13 protein-coding genes are annotated in these 16108 nt (G+C 58.5%); 9 read left to right on the top strand and 4 right to left on the bottom strand.

Features of this window, described 5'->3' with window-relative positions:
- The first annotated feature begins 274 nt into the window (after positions 1–274).
- On the top strand, positions 275–4966 hold the full coding sequence (gene gltB / locus AC0QKW_RS00175) for a glutamate synthase large subunit (protein ID WP_473149056.1): 4692 nt from the start codon (positions 275–277) through the stop codon (positions 4964–4966).
- Between the two features lie 265 nt (positions 4967–5231).
- The gene (locus tag AC0QKW_RS00180) at positions 5232–5414 is read left to right on the top strand and encodes a hypothetical protein (RefSeq protein ID WP_473149057.1); all 183 of its coding nucleotides are present in this window, start codon (positions 5232–5234) and stop codon (positions 5412–5414) included.
- Positions 5415–5582: 168 nt separating this feature from the next.
- Here AC0QKW_RS00180 and AC0QKW_RS00185 read toward each other — a convergent pair whose 3' ends face one another.
- On the bottom strand, positions 5583–6641 hold the full coding sequence (locus tag AC0QKW_RS00185; protein WP_473149058.1) for an NAD(P)/FAD-dependent oxidoreductase: 1059 nt from the start codon (positions 6639–6641) through the stop codon (positions 5583–5585).
- Positions 6642–6755: 114 nt separating this feature from the next.
- Between AC0QKW_RS00185 and AC0QKW_RS00190 the strand changes: the two genes are divergently transcribed.
- The 4 genes from AC0QKW_RS00190 to AC0QKW_RS00205 all read left to right on the top strand — a co-directional run bounded on the left by AC0QKW_RS00190 (position 6756) and on the right by AC0QKW_RS00205 (position 9846).
- Positions 6756–7607: a YaaW family protein gene (locus tag AC0QKW_RS00190; protein ID WP_473149059.1), complete on the top strand. Its 852-nt coding sequence runs from the start codon at positions 6756–6758 to the stop codon at positions 7605–7607.
- Positions 7608–7656: 49 nt separating this feature from the next.
- Positions 7657–8298 (top strand): J domain-containing protein, encoded by a 642-nt coding sequence (locus tag AC0QKW_RS00195; RefSeq protein WP_473149060.1) that lies wholly within the window; start codon positions 7657–7659, stop codon positions 8296–8298.
- An 80-nt stretch (positions 8299–8378) separates the two neighbouring features.
- Complete coding sequence (locus AC0QKW_RS00200) at positions 8379–8651, top strand: DUF3143 domain-containing protein (RefSeq protein WP_473149061.1); 273 nt, start codon at positions 8379–8381, stop codon at positions 8649–8651.
- Positions 8652–8763: 112 nt separating this feature from the next.
- The gene (locus AC0QKW_RS00205) at positions 8764–9846 is read left to right on the top strand and encodes a glycosyl transferase (protein ID WP_473149062.1); all 1083 of its coding nucleotides are present in this window, start codon (positions 8764–8766) and stop codon (positions 9844–9846) included.
- 50 nt (positions 9847–9896) lie between these two features.
- On the opposite strand, the gene AC0QKW_RS00210 is transcribed toward AC0QKW_RS00205, so the two are convergent.
- Positions 9897–10754: an SDH family Clp fold serine proteinase gene (locus tag AC0QKW_RS00210; protein ID WP_473149063.1), complete on the bottom strand. Its 858-nt coding sequence runs from the start codon at positions 10752–10754 to the stop codon at positions 9897–9899.
- 228 nt (positions 10755–10982) lie between these two features.
- On the opposite strand from AC0QKW_RS00210, the gene AC0QKW_RS00215 reads away from it, so the two are divergent.
- The gene (locus tag AC0QKW_RS00215; RefSeq protein ID WP_473149064.1) at positions 10983–12167 is read left to right on the top strand and encodes a hypothetical protein; all 1185 of its coding nucleotides are present in this window, start codon (positions 10983–10985) and stop codon (positions 12165–12167) included.
- A 3-nt stretch (positions 12168–12170) separates the two neighbouring features.
- Here AC0QKW_RS00215 and dusA read toward each other — a convergent pair whose 3' ends face one another.
- Positions 12171–13220, bottom strand: coding sequence for a tRNA dihydrouridine(20/20a) synthase DusA (dusA, locus tag AC0QKW_RS00220; RefSeq protein ID WP_473149065.1), 1050 nt, complete (start codon positions 13218–13220; stop codon positions 12171–12173).
- 177 nt (positions 13221–13397) lie between these two features.
- On the opposite strand from dusA, the gene AC0QKW_RS00225 reads away from it, so the two are divergent.
- Positions 13398–13517 (top strand): photosystem II protein Y, encoded by a 120-nt coding sequence (locus tag AC0QKW_RS00225; RefSeq protein WP_106871929.1) that lies wholly within the window; start codon positions 13398–13400, stop codon positions 13515–13517.
- Positions 13518–13584: 67 nt separating this feature from the next.
- On the opposite strand, the gene rdgB is transcribed toward AC0QKW_RS00225, so the two are convergent.
- Positions 13585–14169: an RdgB/HAM1 family non-canonical purine NTP pyrophosphatase gene (gene rdgB / locus AC0QKW_RS00230; RefSeq protein WP_473149066.1), complete on the bottom strand. Its 585-nt coding sequence runs from the start codon at positions 14167–14169 to the stop codon at positions 13585–13587.
- 147 nt (positions 14170–14316) lie between these two features.
- Here rdgB and AC0QKW_RS00235 point away from each other — a divergent pair, with 147 nt between their 5' ends.
- Positions 14317–16071 (top strand): ABC transporter ATP-binding protein, encoded by a 1755-nt coding sequence (locus AC0QKW_RS00235; RefSeq protein WP_473149067.1) that lies wholly within the window; start codon positions 14317–14319, stop codon positions 16069–16071.
- Positions 16072–16108 lie beyond the last annotated feature (37 nt).

The following is a 16108-nucleotide window of genomic DNA, read 5'->3' on the forward strand; positions in this document are numbered from 1 at the left end:
AAATATAGGTCGGTGCTGTGTGCGCCAGCGTTTGACGCCAGAGGGGACGAGGTTCGCTTCTGGCTTTCTCAGTCTGTGTTTGGCAGTCGAGATGCGATCGCCCTCTCTGCGTCTGGGCATATCCATGACTCATGGGGCAAGTTGGCCGAGTTTTGCTTGCTCTGTGACCGATGAACTAGCTCAGTCTGTGCGATGCTGCCAGTCTAGTTCTCCTGGCGGATGACGGATTTTGCTGCCCCATTGTTCGCTGTTTCATCATTCTTTATTTCTATCCATGGGACGTACACCTGTGAATCAACCCTACCAACCTCGACACCATGCAACTTCTGATTGGCCAAACTGGGGGCCAAAGTCGCTGGTGGATGAACGTGATGCCTGCGGCGTGGGCTTTTTGGCCGATCGACAAAATCGCGCCAGCCACGATTTGGTAGCTAAAGCCTTGGCCGCCCTCGACTGTATGGAACATCGGGGCGGGTGCTGTGCCGACCAGGACTCAGGCGATGGGGCTGGGGTGATGACAGCGATTCCGTGGGCGGTGCTGAACCGCTGGGCGGCAGGGGCGGCTTTGACCGCTCTGGATATTGAGCGCACCGGGGTGGCGATGATCTTTTTGCCTAACCATGAGGCCGCTGCCGCCTTTGTGCGCGATACCTTCAATCGGGTAGTGCAGTTGGAGGGGCTGACCGTAGCGGGCTGGCGGGTAGTGCCGGTGCAGCCCCAGGTACTGGGGCCGCTGGCTAAGCAGTTTCAGCCTCGCATTGAGCAACTGATGATGGCCTCGACTACGGAGACGGGGGAAGATCTGGAGCGGCGACTCTATTTAATTAGGCGGCAGGTACTGCACTTGGTAGCCCAGGCGGGGGGCGATGCCCTCGACGGTGACGCCCTGGCGGCCCTCAAGGATTTCTACGTTTGCTCTTGCTCTTGTCGCACCATTGTCTACAAGGGCATGGTGCGGTCGGCAGTGCTGACGGCTTTTTATGACGACCTGCGCGACCCAGATTATGTCAGTGCCTTTGCGGTCTACCATCGGCGCTTTAGCACCAACACAATGCCCAAGTGGCCTTTGGCTCACCCCATGCGGCTACTGGGGCACAACGGCGAGATCAACACCCTGGTGGGCAATATCAATTGGATGATGGCCCGCCAGGCAGATCTATACCACCCGATCTGGGGCGATCGCTGTGATTTGCTCAAGCCCATTGTCAATGCTGACAACAGCGATTCTGCCAACCTCGACAATGTGATGGAGCTGCTGGTGCGATCAGGGCGATCGCCCCAAGAAGCCCTGATGATGATGGTGCCCGAGGCTTACAATAACCAGCCCGAACTAGATGCGTACCCTGAGATCACAGACTTCTACGAATACTACAGCGGCCTGCAAGAGCCCTGGGATGGCCCTGCTCTGATTGTGTTCAGTGACGGTACCCAGGTAGGGGCCACGCTAGATCGTAACGGTTTGCGCCCGGCCCGCTACGTGGTGACCAAAGACGATCTGCTGATGGTGTCGTCAGAGGCGGGGGTGCTAGACGTGGCCCCGGCAGACATTCTGGAGAAGGGGCGGCTTGGCCCTGGCCAGATGATTTCGGTAGATTTGCACACTAACGAGATTCTCAAGAACTGGGCGATTAAGCAGCGGGTGGCTACCCGCCATCCCTATGGCCAGTGGCTTCAGGATAATCGGGCTGCGGTACAGCCCCAGCTGTTTAGCGAGGCCACCCTCTACGCTGCTACCGATTTACTGCGTCAGCAGAGTGCCTTTGGTTACACCGCCGAAGATGTCGATATGATCATTCAGGACATGGCGGCCCAGGGCAAAGAGCCGACGTTCTGCATGGGTGACGACACCCCCCATGCGGTGCTGTCTGACAAGCCGCACCTGCTCTACGACTACTTTAAGCAGCGCTTTGCTCAGGTCACCAACCCGGCCATTGACCCCCTGCGGGAGCGGCTGGTGATGTCTCTGACTACTCAGCTAGGGAGCCAGGGTAATCTGCTCGATGAGCAGCCGGAATATGCTCGCCTGCTGCACCTAGAAAGCCCGGTTATCAATGAGGTAGAGCTTGATCAGATTCATGCTTCAGGCTTTGCTACTGCTACGCTATCGACGCTGTACTCTATTGCTGGCGGCCCTGCTGGCCTAGAACAAGCGGTGGCAGACCTGTGCGATCGCGCTGATGCAGCGGTCAAAGCTGGCAATGTAATTTTGGTTTTGAGCGATCGCGTCGATGGGCGGGGTAATCCTGCTCCCCTAGCCGCCGAAACGAGCTACATTCCACCTCTGCTGGCAGTAGGGGCCGTGCACCACCACCTCATCCGCAATGGGCTGCGCATGCACAGCTCCCTGGTGGTTGACACTGCCCAGTGCTGGAGCACCCATCACTTTGCCTGCCTGATCGGCTACGGGGCGAGCGCTGTGTGCCCCTATCTAGCGCTGGAATCGGTGCGCCACTGGTGGGCAGACAGCCGCACCCAAAAGCTGATGGAAACAGGCAAGCTGCCAGTTTCTACCCTCAACGGTGCCCAAGATAACTACCGCAAGGCGGTGGACGCCGGGTTGCTGAAAATTCTCTCAAAGATGGGCATCTCGCTGATCACCAGCTACCGGGGAGCGCAGATCTTTGAGGCGATTGGCATTGGCCCTGACCTGCTCAATCTGGCCTTCCGAGGTACTACCTCGCGCCTGGGGGGTATTTCCCTGGTGGAATTGGCCCAGGAGACCATTCACTTCCATCAGCGGGCCTTCCCAGAGCTCACGGCAAAGCGGCTGCAAAATATGGGCTTCGTCCAGTCGCGGCCCAGTGGCGAGTACCACATGAACAACCCCGCCATGAGCAAGCTGCTGCACAAGGCGGTGGCGGAGCGTCAGTACGATCACTACGAGCTTTACCGGGCCCAGCTAGAAGGGCGCCCCATCACGGCCCTGCGGGATCTCTTGGACTTTGAGAGCGATCGCACCCCCATTCCCCTTGAGCAAGTAGAGCCGGTAGAGGCCATTATGGGCCGCTTCTGTACTGGCGGCATGTCCTTGGGGGCGCTGTCGCGCGAGGCCCACGAGGTGCTGGCGATTGCTATGAACCGCATTGGCGGCAAGTCCAACTCTGGCGAAGGGGGCGAAGACCCGGTGCGCTTTAAGGTGCTAGCCGATGTGGACAGCGAAGGCAACTCCCCCACCTTCCCCCACTTGCGCGGACTCAGGAACGGTGACACCGCCAGCTCTGCCATCAAGCAGGTAGCCTCAGGGCGTTTTGGAGTCACCCCCGAATACCTAATGCATGCCGACCAGATTGAAATCAAGCTGGCCCAGGGGGCCAAACCTGGGGAAGGGGGCCAGCTACCGGGCAAAAAAGTGAGCCCCTACATCGCCATGCTGCGGCGATCGAAGGCCGGCGTAGCGCTGATTTCGCCGCCGCCCCATCACGATATCTACTCCATTGAAGATCTGGCCCAGCTAATCTTTGACCTGCACCAGATCAACCCCAAAGCTGGGGTATCGGTCAAACTGGTGTCTGAAGTGGGCATCGGCACGATCGCTGCCGGGGTCGCCAAGGCCAACGCCGATGTGATCCAGGTGTCGGGCCACGACGGCGGCACCGGGGCCTCGCCGCTCAGCTCGATCAAACATGCTGGGGTGCCCTGGGAGCTGGGCCTCACCGAGGTGCACAAAGTACTGATGGAGAATGAATTGCGCGATCGTGTCACTCTGCGCGTTGACGGTGGCCTCAAAACTGGCTGGGACGTGATCATGGGTGCCCTGATGGGCGCTGAAGAGTTCGGCTTTGGCTCCATTGCCATGATTGCTGAGGGTTGCATTATGGCGCGGGTGTGTCATACCAACAACTGCCCCGTGGGCGTGGCCACCCAAAAAGAAGAGCTGCGTCAGCGGTTTACGGGCGTGCCTGAGCACGTAGTCAATTTCTTCTATTACATTGCCGAAGAGGTGCGATCGCTGCTAGCTCGCCTGGGCTACCGCTCCTTAATAGACATCGTGGGCCGGGCCGATCTGCTCCAGGCTCGCGCAGGCGTCTCCCTGGCTAAAACCCAGGGGCTCGATCTCTCGACACTAATGAATCTGCCGGATACGCGAGACGATCGCTCCTGGCTGACCCACGACGCCGTCCACAGCAACGGCCCGGTGCTCGACGACGAGATTTTGGCCGACGCCGACATACAGGTCGCCATCCAATCTCAGGGCACTGTGGCCAAGACCTACCCGGTGGTCACCATCAACCGCACTATCGGGGCAAGGGTGGCTGGTGTCATTGCTGAAAAGTACGGCAACTCTGGCTTTGAAGGTCAGCTAAATCTAGCTTTTGATGGCAGTGCTGGCCAGAGTTTTGGAGCCTTTAACCTACCCGGCATGACCCTCACCCTGGTGGGTGAAGCCAACGATTACGTGGGCAAAGGCATGCACGGCGGCGAGATTGTTGTTAAGCCGCCAGCGGGGATTGTTTACGACCCCTCCACCAACGTGATTGTGGGCAACACCTGCCTCTACGGTGCGACGGGGGGTACCCTCTACGCCCTGGGCACTGCTGGAGAACGGTTTGCCGTTCGCAACTCAAAGGGCCAGGCTGTCATCGAAGGCGCTGGCGATCACTGCTGCGAATACATGACCGGTGGGATAGTAGTGGTGCTGGGAACCGTAGGCCGCAACGTGGGGGCCGGTATGACCGGTGGCCTGGGCTACTTTCTCGACGAAACCGGCGGATTCCCGGTGCGGGTCAATCCTGAGATTGTCAAAGTGCAGCGGGTGATTACCCCTGCTGGTGAGGCCCAGCTCAAGGCACTGATCGAAGCCCATTTGGCCCACACCGGCAGTCCTAAAGCTGAAAAAATTCTTGCCAACTGGGGTGAATATCTGCCTTTGTTCTGGCAAGTAGTGCCTCCCTCAGAGGCCGACACCCCTGAAGCCAATCCAGATACTACCAGCCTAGAGAAGGTGCTGAGTTCTAGCCAATCCTAGGATTCTAGGGAGTAGGGGATAGGGGATTCCCTCTACTCCCCACTGCTCATCCCTATGGCGGCATCTCGGTGTGTTAAAGTAAACCTCTGGTTAATGGCATGTCGTGAACAACGAGCGCCAGTACGGGCAGAGTGTTTATAGGGCCGAGTGCTAAGTCTGTTAGACGACTCGTAGAAAGCACAAGGCTCTTGCTAGGGTATTCCCTTTCGTCCACTGCCATCTTTTGTTTGCTGATCACACCTGCCCCGTTGTCTGAGGTTATTGAATGTCTAAGCGTCGCAATCCTAAGAAAGAAAAAGCCTTACGAAATCAAGCCTATGCCCGCAAGTTCCGCAAAAAGCGGACGGGTAATCAGCGCTTCTTCCGCCGCAACAACACTGGCGCAACGGATGACGACAACAACGAAGAGAATAAAGAGAACAGCGATTACTCCAACAGCAACAATTAGGCGTAATCATCTCAGCCGTCCTCCTGATCTACGGAACTCTCCCCTCCCTTGGAGGGGTGGGGGTAGGTCAATCAGCAGCACAGAAAAGCTGACCTCATCCAGGGCCTTAGAGAGTTTCTAGGAACGAAGATGTCGCCTGAAAACTAGGACTCCTTAGTTGTTGATAATTTACAGTGGAAGTGCTCGGGCGATCGCAGCGGCGGCTTGTTTCCCCGAGGCAATCGCACCCTCTGCATTTCCCCCGTTGCACCAGTCCCCACAGCCAACCAGATTGGGTAGAGCTGGGGAGCTTAGAACGGGGGAATTTAAGCATGTTTGGGCAAAGCCATAGCGCCAACGATGCACCTGCATCCAGGCTGGATTACCAAGCTCAGCCTTTAAAGTTGCTGCCGCAGTGGCCAGCAGCTCTTGACCCACTGGCTCTAGGTCAGGGCGATCGATAGTTTGAGTTGCATAGGCTGCACTGCTGTGAATCACCACTACCGGTTCTTGGGGATCGGTACGTTTACTGCTGTCTAGACCCACCCATCGCAGGGTTGGGTGAGCCTCTCCCGTAACCAGCCAGCCGCCTGTGCCCCCCTTTTTTGCCGCCAGACATGGGGCGTGCCGAGAGCCGTAGCCTGCCATGATGGTAATGACTGGCTCAAAGTCTACAGGCTGAAGCTGTTGCACAAGATCTTTCAACTCCTCGTGATGCTGGGCTGCGGCAGCGATCAAGGCGATCGCCTGGGGAGCAGGGATGGCTACCACCACCGCTTTGGCCTCAAGGACGGTGGTGGCGGGAACATCGCTACCGAGAGATTCTCCGCTGATGCGCCACCCCTGGGTGAGCGGCGTTAACGATGTGGCCCGCCAGTAGCGCTGGATGTTCAGCCCTGGGGCAAGAGCCTTAGCCACTGCGCTCATACCCTGGGGTGCAACGTAGAGGGTGCCTGTTGCTACGGGGCGTAAAGTTCCATTGGCGCTGAGATCAAAGGCCTCTGGCTGCCAGGGCTGCAAAACGCCCTCGGCCAACAATCGGGGTATGGGGCTGAGGGAGGGGGCGGCAAAGGGCTCTAAATAGCGGCAGCCATGGTCGATGACGGTTGAGCCCAGGCGGCGGGTAGCCAAGCGTCCCCCCAGTCCGCGCGACTTGTCGACCACCGACACTGAGAAGCCATGCCGTTGCAGCTGGCTAGCTGCCGTCAAACCGCTCAGCCCTGCGCCAATGACCACCACATCTTGCATAGCCGCTTCCCCAATTTTGGTCTGTCGCCTTTGCCCAACATCCTATCTTGGGGAATTGTGTAAAAATATAGAACAGTTTGTAAAAACGACAAGCCTAAAAAACGGTGGTACTCAGTGGATGAGCTGCGATCGGCCCTGGAACTAGCAACAAATGAAGAACTTCAGGCTCTGACAGAGATGCTGTTTCGGCCTCGGTTTAACCCGCTTGACTACCTACAGCAGGCCGCCCCTCTGACTGTGCAGAGCGGCTCCCGGCAGCAGTGGCTCGATCGCCTAGAGCAGCGCTTTCGCTTTTTGGCAGCGGATGGCTTGACAGTTATCCATGGCCAAAGCCAGCAGGTCACTTATCGCCAGACTCTGATTCAAATATGTCACTACCTCAAGGTGCCCTACGCTGCCGCTTGGTCTACCGATGAGCTAGAGGCAGAGGTGTTTTTGCATCTGCTGCGGAGCAATCTAAGCAAGCTGCCCCAGACGGAGCGCGATCGCCTGCAGCAATCCCTGCAACAATCCCTGGCACAGTCAGCCCAATTTCAAGCCTTACCCTTAACGCTGCAAGCCGATCCTCTGGGGCTTTTGGCTAAAGGCAGCGGTGTGGTGGCTGTGAGTGCCTTACTCCAGCCCTGGCTATTGCACCAAATTGCGCGCCAGATGGCCCTGCAGGTTGCCCGCTACGAGATCGCCCGGCAGGCCGTTGTCAAAGGGGGCGGTACGGTGATGGCTCAAATTCATCAGCGGTTGGCTCTGCGCATGGCTTCTCGAGGGGTAGCCGTCAGTGCTGCTCGCTACGGTGCTACCAAAGCCATATTTTCGGTACTGGGGCCAGCCCTGTGGGGCTGGTTTTTAGCTGACCTGGGCTGGCGGGCTGTCGCCACTAACTACAGCCGGGTTATTCCGGTGGTGTTTACCCTGGCTCAAATTCGCCTCACCCGATCGACCGAAGATTGGAAACTTGCCCCAGGGTAGGGCGTTTTTAGCCTATGCCCGTTGCCAATTGCTCTGCCCGTGGGATGTTATGCCTGACGCCAACCCCAGAACTAAAACCCACTACGACCAGTTGGGGGTCAAGCCTACCGCTAGCCCTCAGCAGATTCGGCGCGCCTTTCGCGACCTGAGCAAGCTTTATCATCCCGATACCACCGAGTTGCCAGCAACCGAAGCCACCGAGAAGTTTCAGCAGCTCAACGAAGCCTATGCCATTCTCAGCAGCCCCGATCGCCGCTGGACCTATGACCAGCAGGTTGGCTATTCGCGCATTTCAGTCATGCAGCCCCTAGAGTCTCTCAGCCGTCCGGCGGCACCCCAACGCCGCGAACCCGCCAACATGTATCTAGACCCGACCGATCGCCCCCTCTCTGCGGGGGAAATTTTTGCTCTGTTTATTCTCGGACTGACCTTTGTAGCCTGCCTTGCCTTAGTGGTTACTGTGAGCTTAACCAGGGGAGACTATGCCGCAGATCTAGAGTTGGAGTTAGATGTCGCCGCTCAGGCAGCAGAAATACCTTTGACTAACTCCCTCAGGCTTCCCGCCCTTGCTGCGCCTACCCTATCTAAACCAGAAGCCACCTCCAAACCACCCTCAATGCAGGCACTACCCCTGCCTCAAGTCCTCCAACCGACTGAGCCTCAGACGCCCTCGTCGCCAACTTGGCTGTAGTTCTAGCGGGTCTTGGCTCTTCACCTACCAGGGGCTAACTAAAATCTAAAGTTCAAAATCTAAAATCGGTATATTGCTCTATGCCTCTCCCTGCTGCTGCGACCCCTCTCTACAACCACCCGCTGCCCGACATCGAAACCTGGCTGAGTCAGCACGGCTGCACCCAAGACACAGACGCCTTACACTGCTGGCATGTCGTCTGTCCGCGCTGGGAGGCCGAAATTTTGCTGGAGACAGATTGTATTGTCGTGCGCTACATTAGCGCCGGTTCTGACGATAAAGACATCCGGAGAGTCTTTAAATATTCTTTAAGTCGCCAGGATCTAGAAGAGGCTATTTTTGCTGGCCCTTAGAGCCTAACCCTGCTGTCAAACGGTCACCAATCAGGCTATAGAAGTGAACCTACCGGCTGGGCGATCGATGACATCGCCCAAAGCCTAGCTGTCTTTTATCAGCCACCCCCCTATGCCTCGCCCTGTCCTCTACGTTGCCATCACCAACCACGGGTTTGGCCATGCCACCCGGGCTGCCGCGATCGCAGCGACGGTCACGGCCATTGAGCCCGAGGTCGATGTGGTGCTGGCGACGACGGCTCCCCAGTGGCTGCTCGACGAGTACCTGCCGGTGGAGTACGAGTATCGCCCGGTGGCCTTTGACATTGGGGTGATTCAGCCCGATAGTCTGACGATGGATTTGACCGCTACCCTGGCTAAGCTGGAGGCTATTCAGACCCATCAGCAGAAGACGATCGCCGCCGAAGTCGCCTATCTGAAGCAGCGGGGGGTGAACCTGGTGCTGGCAGATATTCCGCCCCTGGCGACGGCGATCGCCCACGCTGCCGATCTCCCCTGCTGGATGGTGAGCAACTTTGGCTGGGATTTTATCTACCGTGCCTTTGGCCCCGAGTTTGCAGGCGTTGCCAACTGGATTGGAGACTGCTTTGGGCAGTGCGATCGCCTGTTTCGTCTGCCCTTCCATGAACCCATGGCTGCGTTTCCGGTAGTGGAGGATGTGGGGCTGACGGGCGGTACCCCCCGCTACGCCGCTGAGGATCTCAGGGCGCAGTGGAATTTGTGCTGTCCCCGCGATCGCACCGTGCTGCTCACCTTCGGCGGGTTAAGTCTCCAGGCCATTCCCTACGATCGCCTGGCGCAATTTTCCGACTGGCAGTTTCTCACCTTTGACCTAGACGCCCCTACCCGGCCCAACCTGTTCAAAGTGCCCCGCCAGGGCTACCGCCCGGTAGATGTGATGCCCCTGTGTGGCCGCATGATCTCAAAACCGGGCTACAGCACTTTTTCTGAAGCCTGTCGCCTAGATTTGCCTGTTATCACCATCACCCGAGACGATTTTGCCGAAGGCCCGATTCTCATTGAGAGTTTGCAAAACCACAGTTGGCACCGGGTGGTTAGCCCGCGGAAGTTTTTTGAGGATGACTGGGATTTTGTCAGTGAGCCCTTAGAGCCGCCCCGAACGCAGCAGGCTCTGGCCAAAGACGGCAATGGGCATATCGCTAGGGCGATTGTGGACTATCTGGCGATCGCGTGATGCTGGTCTGGGCGGCGCATGGGAGGGATGTATTCCACCCCTCCATCCCATCACTCTCCTCGCCCGGTCGGCAGCACTGGCGGGCTCTGGTACGGCATGGGAATGTACTGCACCGTCGGCCTTCCCATCATGGGCTGAGGATAGAGATCCATCAAGCTGTAGATCTCTAGGGGTAGGCCCACGGTTACGGGCAGCCCCATATCGGTAGCTTCTTCTACGGAGATGGGGTAGTCGTGGGTGACTTGGCCCGTAGTGAGGCGATCGATAATTTTGTCGATGTTGGCCAGATCCACCTTTTGTCGAGGGATGGCATCCTCTAGCAGGGTGCGGACAAACCGCTGCACCTGGGCGATCGCCTTGCGGGCCACATCGGCGGTAATCAGGGTTTGGTCATCGATTTTTTCGGGGGGTTTGGCCTCTAGCACTGTGAGAATGCTGGCCGCCGCCACATTGCCCAACTGGGGGTCTACCGGCCCCAGAACCGCGTTTTCATCCATCACGATCTCGTCGGCGGCCATGGCCAGCATGGTGCCGCCGCTCATGGCGTAGTGGGGAATAAACACCGTCACCTTGGCCCCGTGACGCAGTAGGGCACGGGCGATCTGCTCGGTGGCCAACACCAGCCCGCCGGGGGTGTGCAAAACCAGATCGATTGGCACATTTGACGGGGTGAGGCGAATGGCCCGCAGAATTTGCTCCGAGTCTTCGATGTTAATGAAGCGAGAAATGGGAATGCCCAGCAGGCTGATCGACTCTTGCCGGTGAATCAGAAGAATCACCCGGCTGCCCCGCTGCTGCTCCAGATTGCGGATTGCCGCCAGCCGTCGCGACTCCACCATGCGCCGCTGAATCGCCGGTTGTACCGACAAGACGATGAGAAATATAAAAAACAGGCTGATGAAGGTCATGGGCTGACGAAAAATACAACACTGGAGTCAGATCTACCTGCCCAGCCTTGTAGCTCCGAAGGAGATTGCAAAAGGCGGCTTAGGCTTGCGCCTCTAGCATCTCAGAAATGGCGTGGCGGTGGGGAGCCTGCCGACCCCTTTCTAGCCTCTTTTGAGTTAGAAAACGTTATCCCTACCTCTGCAACCCCTGGCTATGATGACCCATGGAATGCAATTGGACTCGGCACTGTGAATCTACCCTCTGTAGCGTTTCTCACCACAGGGCTAATGGCTCTCAGCCTATCGGCGGGCTATGGGGCAGATCTATCTTTCGCTACCCCCGACGGTCTATTTCGCTTGGGGCCAAATGCTGACGATCGCCAGACTCTGCTGCCCGGCGGCGATCGCCCCTTCAACAGCCTGACCTGGTCGAATGACGGTCTGCACCTGGCGGTAGTGCAAAACTATGGCGAGGTCTACCGAGTGAGCCCTGGGGCGGCTGGCCCAGAGCTGGTTTTTTCTAGCGACTGCCCGCGTCCGCCCAACCTAGCGGTGGCGTGGCAGACTACCGCCCCGACCCTGGTCATCAAAGAGCAGTGCCCTGCATCTATTGCTGGCCTACCTGCCCAGATCAGTCTCTACCGCAGCTCTGCCACGGGGGAGATGACGCCTGCGATCGCCCTGCCCGACAACCTGACCTCCGACGTATTTTTATCGCCCGATGGCAGTCAGGTAGCCTACGCCGCTGGCGAGCATATTTTTGTAGCCGGGCTAAATGGCAGTAGCCCCCGACAGGTCACCCAGACCCCTGGCATCTACGGGGCCGCCGGTAGCCCCCTAGCTTGGTCACCCGACGGCACCCGCCTCGCTTTTTACGAGGGCAACTATCCTCTCCAGCGGTTGAACGTGGTCGGGGTTGACGGCAGCGATCGCCGCTTGCTCACCCCCGACCCCAACTTTCAGATTTATCGCAGCCGACTGTTGTGGTCTCCAGATAGCCGTTACATTACCTTCTATCGCCCCCACAACCCGCCCTTTAGCAACCAGGAGGTGGTGGCCCTGGTCAGCATTGCCTCAGGTGAAACCCAGGTACTCACCCGCCCCGGCTTCTACGACGCTCTCAGTTGGTCGCCCGACAGCCAGCAGTTGGCTCTGGCCTCAGGGGTACAGGCCGGGCGGCAGGCGCTGTTTAGGCTCGACCTGGCCACCCAAGAGTTTACAGCTCTCACCAACCAGCCGCTGCAAACTATCTTAGAAAGCCAGTGGGCTCCCGAGGGCGACTGGATCGCCTTTACAGCCACCCCCAATGACGACCCCTTTGGTACTCAGGTGCTGTACCGGGTGCGCCCCGACGGCAGTCAGTTTGGCCCCTTGACGAGCGATGACGAGTACGTGTACCCCTTCACCTGGGTGTCTGACCCTGCCAGCAACTGAGCGTCAGGTGACCTGCTCTAGCTGACGCTGCACTTCGCCCTGGCGCTGCACCGCCGCCAGCGCCTGCTGCACCACCTCGACCCCCGCCCCCGCCCGGTAAGATTCTGCGGTCAATATTTGCTTCCAGAGGCGGCTGCCGGGTTGACCGGCAAACAACATCAGCATGTGGCGGGTAATTTTGCCCAGCTTAAGCCCCTGGCGTACCCAGTGGTCAATATAGGGCAGCATCGCCTCTACCACCTGTTGGGGCGATCGCGGCGAAGTTGTCGCCCCAAAAAACGGCCCATCGACCTGGGCAAATAGGTAAGGGTGGTCGTAGGCGGCACGCCCAATCATCACCGCGTCTACTTGGGTGAGCTGTGCTGTGGCTTGGTCAAGGTCGGTAAAGCCGCCGTTAATCTCAACCCACAGGTGAGGGAACTCTCGCTTGAGCCGGTGGACATCACCGTAGCGCAGGGGCGGCACGGTGCGGTTGTCCTTGGGGCTGAGCCCCTGAAGCCAGGCCTTGCGGGCATGGACGGTAAAATGGCGACAGCCGGTCTGGGCCACGGTGCTGACAAAGTTTGCCATGTCGTCGTAGCGATCGCGGTCATCAATGCCAATGCGGTGCTTGACGCTCACCGGCAGGGAGCTGGCGGCCATCATCGCCGCTATACCGTCAGCCACCCGCTCGGGCTGAGCCATGAGGCAGGCTCCAAAGTTGCCGCTGCGAACGCGATCGCTAGGGCAACCCACATTGAGGTTGATGGCGTCATAGCCAAAGTCGGCGGCAGCGCGGGCGCTGGTGGCTAGCATGGCTGGGTCATCGCCCCCCAACTGAAGCACCAGAGGACTTTCGCTGGGGGTAAAGCCGAGCAGATGATCGCGATCGCCGTGCACAATCGCCTGGGCCGTCACCATCTCGGTGTAGAGCAGAGTGCGCTGGGTAATCTGCCGCATAAAGTAGCGGTAGTGGCGATCGGTGCGATCCATCATGGGCGCGATGCTCAGGGGCACCTCGATGGCCTTGGCCGTATTGATGCAATTTTCCGCAGTGCTGGTGGCGACGCCCATTGAGCAGCTAATTTAGAGTTCTACTTCTAGAGTTTAGTTTGGCTTAGCTTAGCATCGCCCTCCTGGCCTTGCTTCTGGTCCTTGGGAGATTTCCCTGACTGCGATCGCCCGATGTAGTGTACATTATGAGAAAATTGTGACAGCTTTTTAAGTAAACGATTTAGGAGGGTAAGCCCTATGGATTGGCGCGTCGTTGTTGTTCTTCTGCCGATTGCAGTGGCCGCAAGCTGGGCTGTGTTTAACATTGGTCGGGCTGCCCTAGGGCAACTGCAAGACTTCCTCAACCGGGAAGCCTAACTGGGTGTTGGCCGCTGAGCTGCTCAAACCCTAAGAATGCCCTGCGGCTCAAGCTAGCCAAGGTCAACTAGTCAAACATTAAATTAGCCAGATCTGCTAGCAGTTGACCAAAGGCAATGCCTCGGTGGCTGCTAGCTTCTTTTTGGGCCGCAGACATCTCCGCAAAGCTTTTGCCCAGGGCCGGTACGTAGAAAATGGGGTCGAAGCCAAACCCGCCTTCGCCGCGAGGGGCAAGCAAAATTTCACCCTGGCAGATGCCCTCGGTTTCTAGGGCGATCTCACCCTGGGGGTTGGCCAGGGCTAGGGCACAGACAAACTGGGCGCTGCGATCGCGATCGCCTGAGGTCGCCATTTCCGCCAGCAGCCGCTCAATTCTCGCGGCATCGCTGTCGGCGTAGCGGGCTGAGTAGATGCCAGGGGCACCGCCGAGGGAGTGCACCTCTAGGCCAGAGTCATCGGCGATCGCCCACTGCCCGAGCGCCTTGGCTACCCCGGCGGCCTTGAGGCGAGCATTCTCTAAAAAAGTCGTGCCGCTTTCGTCGATCTCGATCGACTCGGGCTTGAGCTGTAGCTGCCAGCCAAGGGGGGTCAGATAGACCTGCATTTCTTTGAGCTTGCCGGGGTTTCCGGTGGCCACAATAACCGTAGGCATGGGTAGTAAACAGTCCGTTACAGCGAGAGGCTGGGTTGATTGTAGAGCCTGGCCTAGGGGCATGAGTAGCGCGATCGCCAAATACACATTGGGCCTAAACCTGGTAGCTTGGTTGAACAGTCTTCGCCATCGCAAAGGTTTTCACCCTTGACCCCCCAGCGCTCCTCCCAAAGCTCCAACTACTGGACGCTTGCCCCCTACGTGCGACGCGAGTGGCGCACCATTGCTCGGGCGCTGGTGGGCACAGTCATATTTGTGGCCTACTGGCCGGTGCTGGCCTGGCTGTCGGGCAATATTCTTGAACAGCTAGCGGCGGGCAACGTGCCGGTGATGGCTCGCTTCATTGCCATCACCATGGCTGGGTTTGCCCTGCAAAAAATTGGCCAGTACATTCAAGATTCACTAATGGCCAAGGCCGCCCTAGAGGTGGCTTTTAACCTGCGGCGCGATGTCTACACGCACATTCACCGGCTCAGCCTCACCTACTTTGAGCGCAGCCAAACGGGAGATCTGTCCTACCGGCTCACCGAAGATATCGATCGCATCGGCGAAGTCGTGCAGAAGCTGTTCCACGACTTTTTGCCCTCGGTGCTGCAATTGGTGGTGGTGCTGAGCTATATGGTCTATCTCAACTGGCAGCTCACCCTGACCGCCCTGGTGCTGGTGCCCATTTTGGCGGTGATGGCCGGATGGTTTGGCGAAAAAATGCTGCAATTTTCGCGGCGCAGCCAAAACCTGGTGTCTGACCTGTCGTCGCTGGTGACCGAGGTGTTTAGCGGCATTCGCCTGGTGCGGGCCTTTGCCGCCGAAGACTACGAGGTCGAGCGCTTTACCCAAGAGGCCGAGAAAAACCGCCAGGCTAAGTACAAAGCGGCCTGGCTGCAAGCGGTGCAGTACCCGGTGGTGGGCTTTACCTATGCCCTGGTGGTGATGGGCATTTTGCTGGTAGGAGCCTGGCAAATCGCTGAGGGCAACCTGACGGGCGCCTCCTTTGGCAGCTATGTGGTGGCGGCGCTGATGCTGATCGACCCGGTCAACCACGTCATTATCAACTACGGCGAGTTTAAGCAGGGCGAGGCCTCGGTCGATCGAGTGATCGAGCTGCTGAATATTGAGCCAGCGGTGCGCGAATTGCCCACTGCCATTGAGCTACCCAAGGTGACCGGGCGGGTCGAGTACCGCAATGTCAGCTTTGGCTATGAGGCCGGTGAGCCGGTATTAAGCAATCTCGACCTGCTGGCTCTGCCCGGCGAGCAGATTGCGCTGGTGGGCTCTTCGGGAGCGGGTAAGTCAACCCTGGTGAACCTGCTGCCCCGCTTCTACGACCCCCAGGCGGGCCAAATTTTGATCGACGATGTGGATGTCTCTACGGTGACGCTGCGCAGCCTACGGCGGCAGATCGGCATTGTGCCCCAAGAGACTACGCTATTTTCGGGCACGATCGCCCAAAACATTGCCTTTGGCCAAAAAGATTTTGATATCGAAGCGGTTGAAGCCGCCGCCCGCATCGCCAACGCCCACACCTTCATCAGCGAGTTTTCCCAGGGCTACTACACCTGGATGGGAGAGCGGGGGGTAAACCTCTCAGGGGGGCAGCGGCAGCGGGTGGCGATCGCCCGGGCTGTTCTGCTCAACCCCCGCATTCTGATTCTCGATGAGGCCACCTCGGCGCTAGATGCCGAGTCTGAGGCCCTGGTACAGGAGGCTCTAGAGCGGTTGATGAGCGATCGCACCGTCTTCATCATCGCCCACCGCCTGGCCACCGTCCGCAAGGCCGATCGCATTTTGGTGATGGAAAAGGGCCGGGTAATCGAGTCGGGCACCCACAGCGAGCTGCTCACTAACCAAAGTCGCTACGCCCAGTTCTACGCCCAGCAGTTTGCGGGCAATGACGCCGTTTAAACCACCCTGTCATTCAGCCTCGTGTCATCTCGCCTGG

The organism is Pseudanabaena sp. PCC 9330, assembly GCF_055795045.1.

What these genes read in the sequence shown, in the direction of transcription:
- gltB (WP_473149056.1), top strand. Translation starts at nt 275, where the DNA reads ATGGGACGTACACCTGTGAATCAACCCTACCAACCTCGACACCATGCA.
- rdgB (WP_473149066.1), bottom strand. Translation starts at nt 14,169, where the DNA reads ATGCCTACGGTTATTGTGGCCACCGGAAACCCCGGCAAGCTCAAAGAA.
- AC0QKW_RS00185 (WP_473149058.1), bottom strand. Translation starts at nt 6,641, where the DNA reads ATGCAAGATGTGGTGGTCATTGGCGCAGGGCTGAGCGGTTTGACGGCA.
- AC0QKW_RS00180 (WP_473149057.1), top strand. Translation starts at nt 5,232, where the DNA reads ATGTCTAAGCGTCGCAATCCTAAGAAAGAAAAAGCCTTACGAAATCAA.
- AC0QKW_RS00205 (WP_473149062.1), top strand. Translation starts at nt 8,764, where the DNA reads ATGCCTCGCCCTGTCCTCTACGTTGCCATCACCAACCACGGGTTTGGC.
- dusA (WP_473149065.1), bottom strand. Translation starts at nt 13,220, where the DNA reads ATGGGCGTCGCCACCAGCACTGCGGAAAATTGCATCAATACGGCCAAG.
- AC0QKW_RS00200 (WP_473149061.1), top strand. Translation starts at nt 8,379, where the DNA reads ATGCCTCTCCCTGCTGCTGCGACCCCTCTCTACAACCACCCGCTGCCC.
- AC0QKW_RS00195 (WP_473149060.1), top strand. Translation starts at nt 7,657, where the DNA reads ATGCCTGACGCCAACCCCAGAACTAAAACCCACTACGACCAGTTGGGG.
- AC0QKW_RS00210 (WP_473149063.1), bottom strand. Translation starts at nt 10,754, where the DNA reads ATGACCTTCATCAGCCTGTTTTTTATATTTCTCATCGTCTTGTCGGTA.
- AC0QKW_RS00225 (WP_106871929.1), top strand. Translation starts at nt 13,398, where the DNA reads ATGGATTGGCGCGTCGTTGTTGTTCTTCTGCCGATTGCAGTGGCCGCA.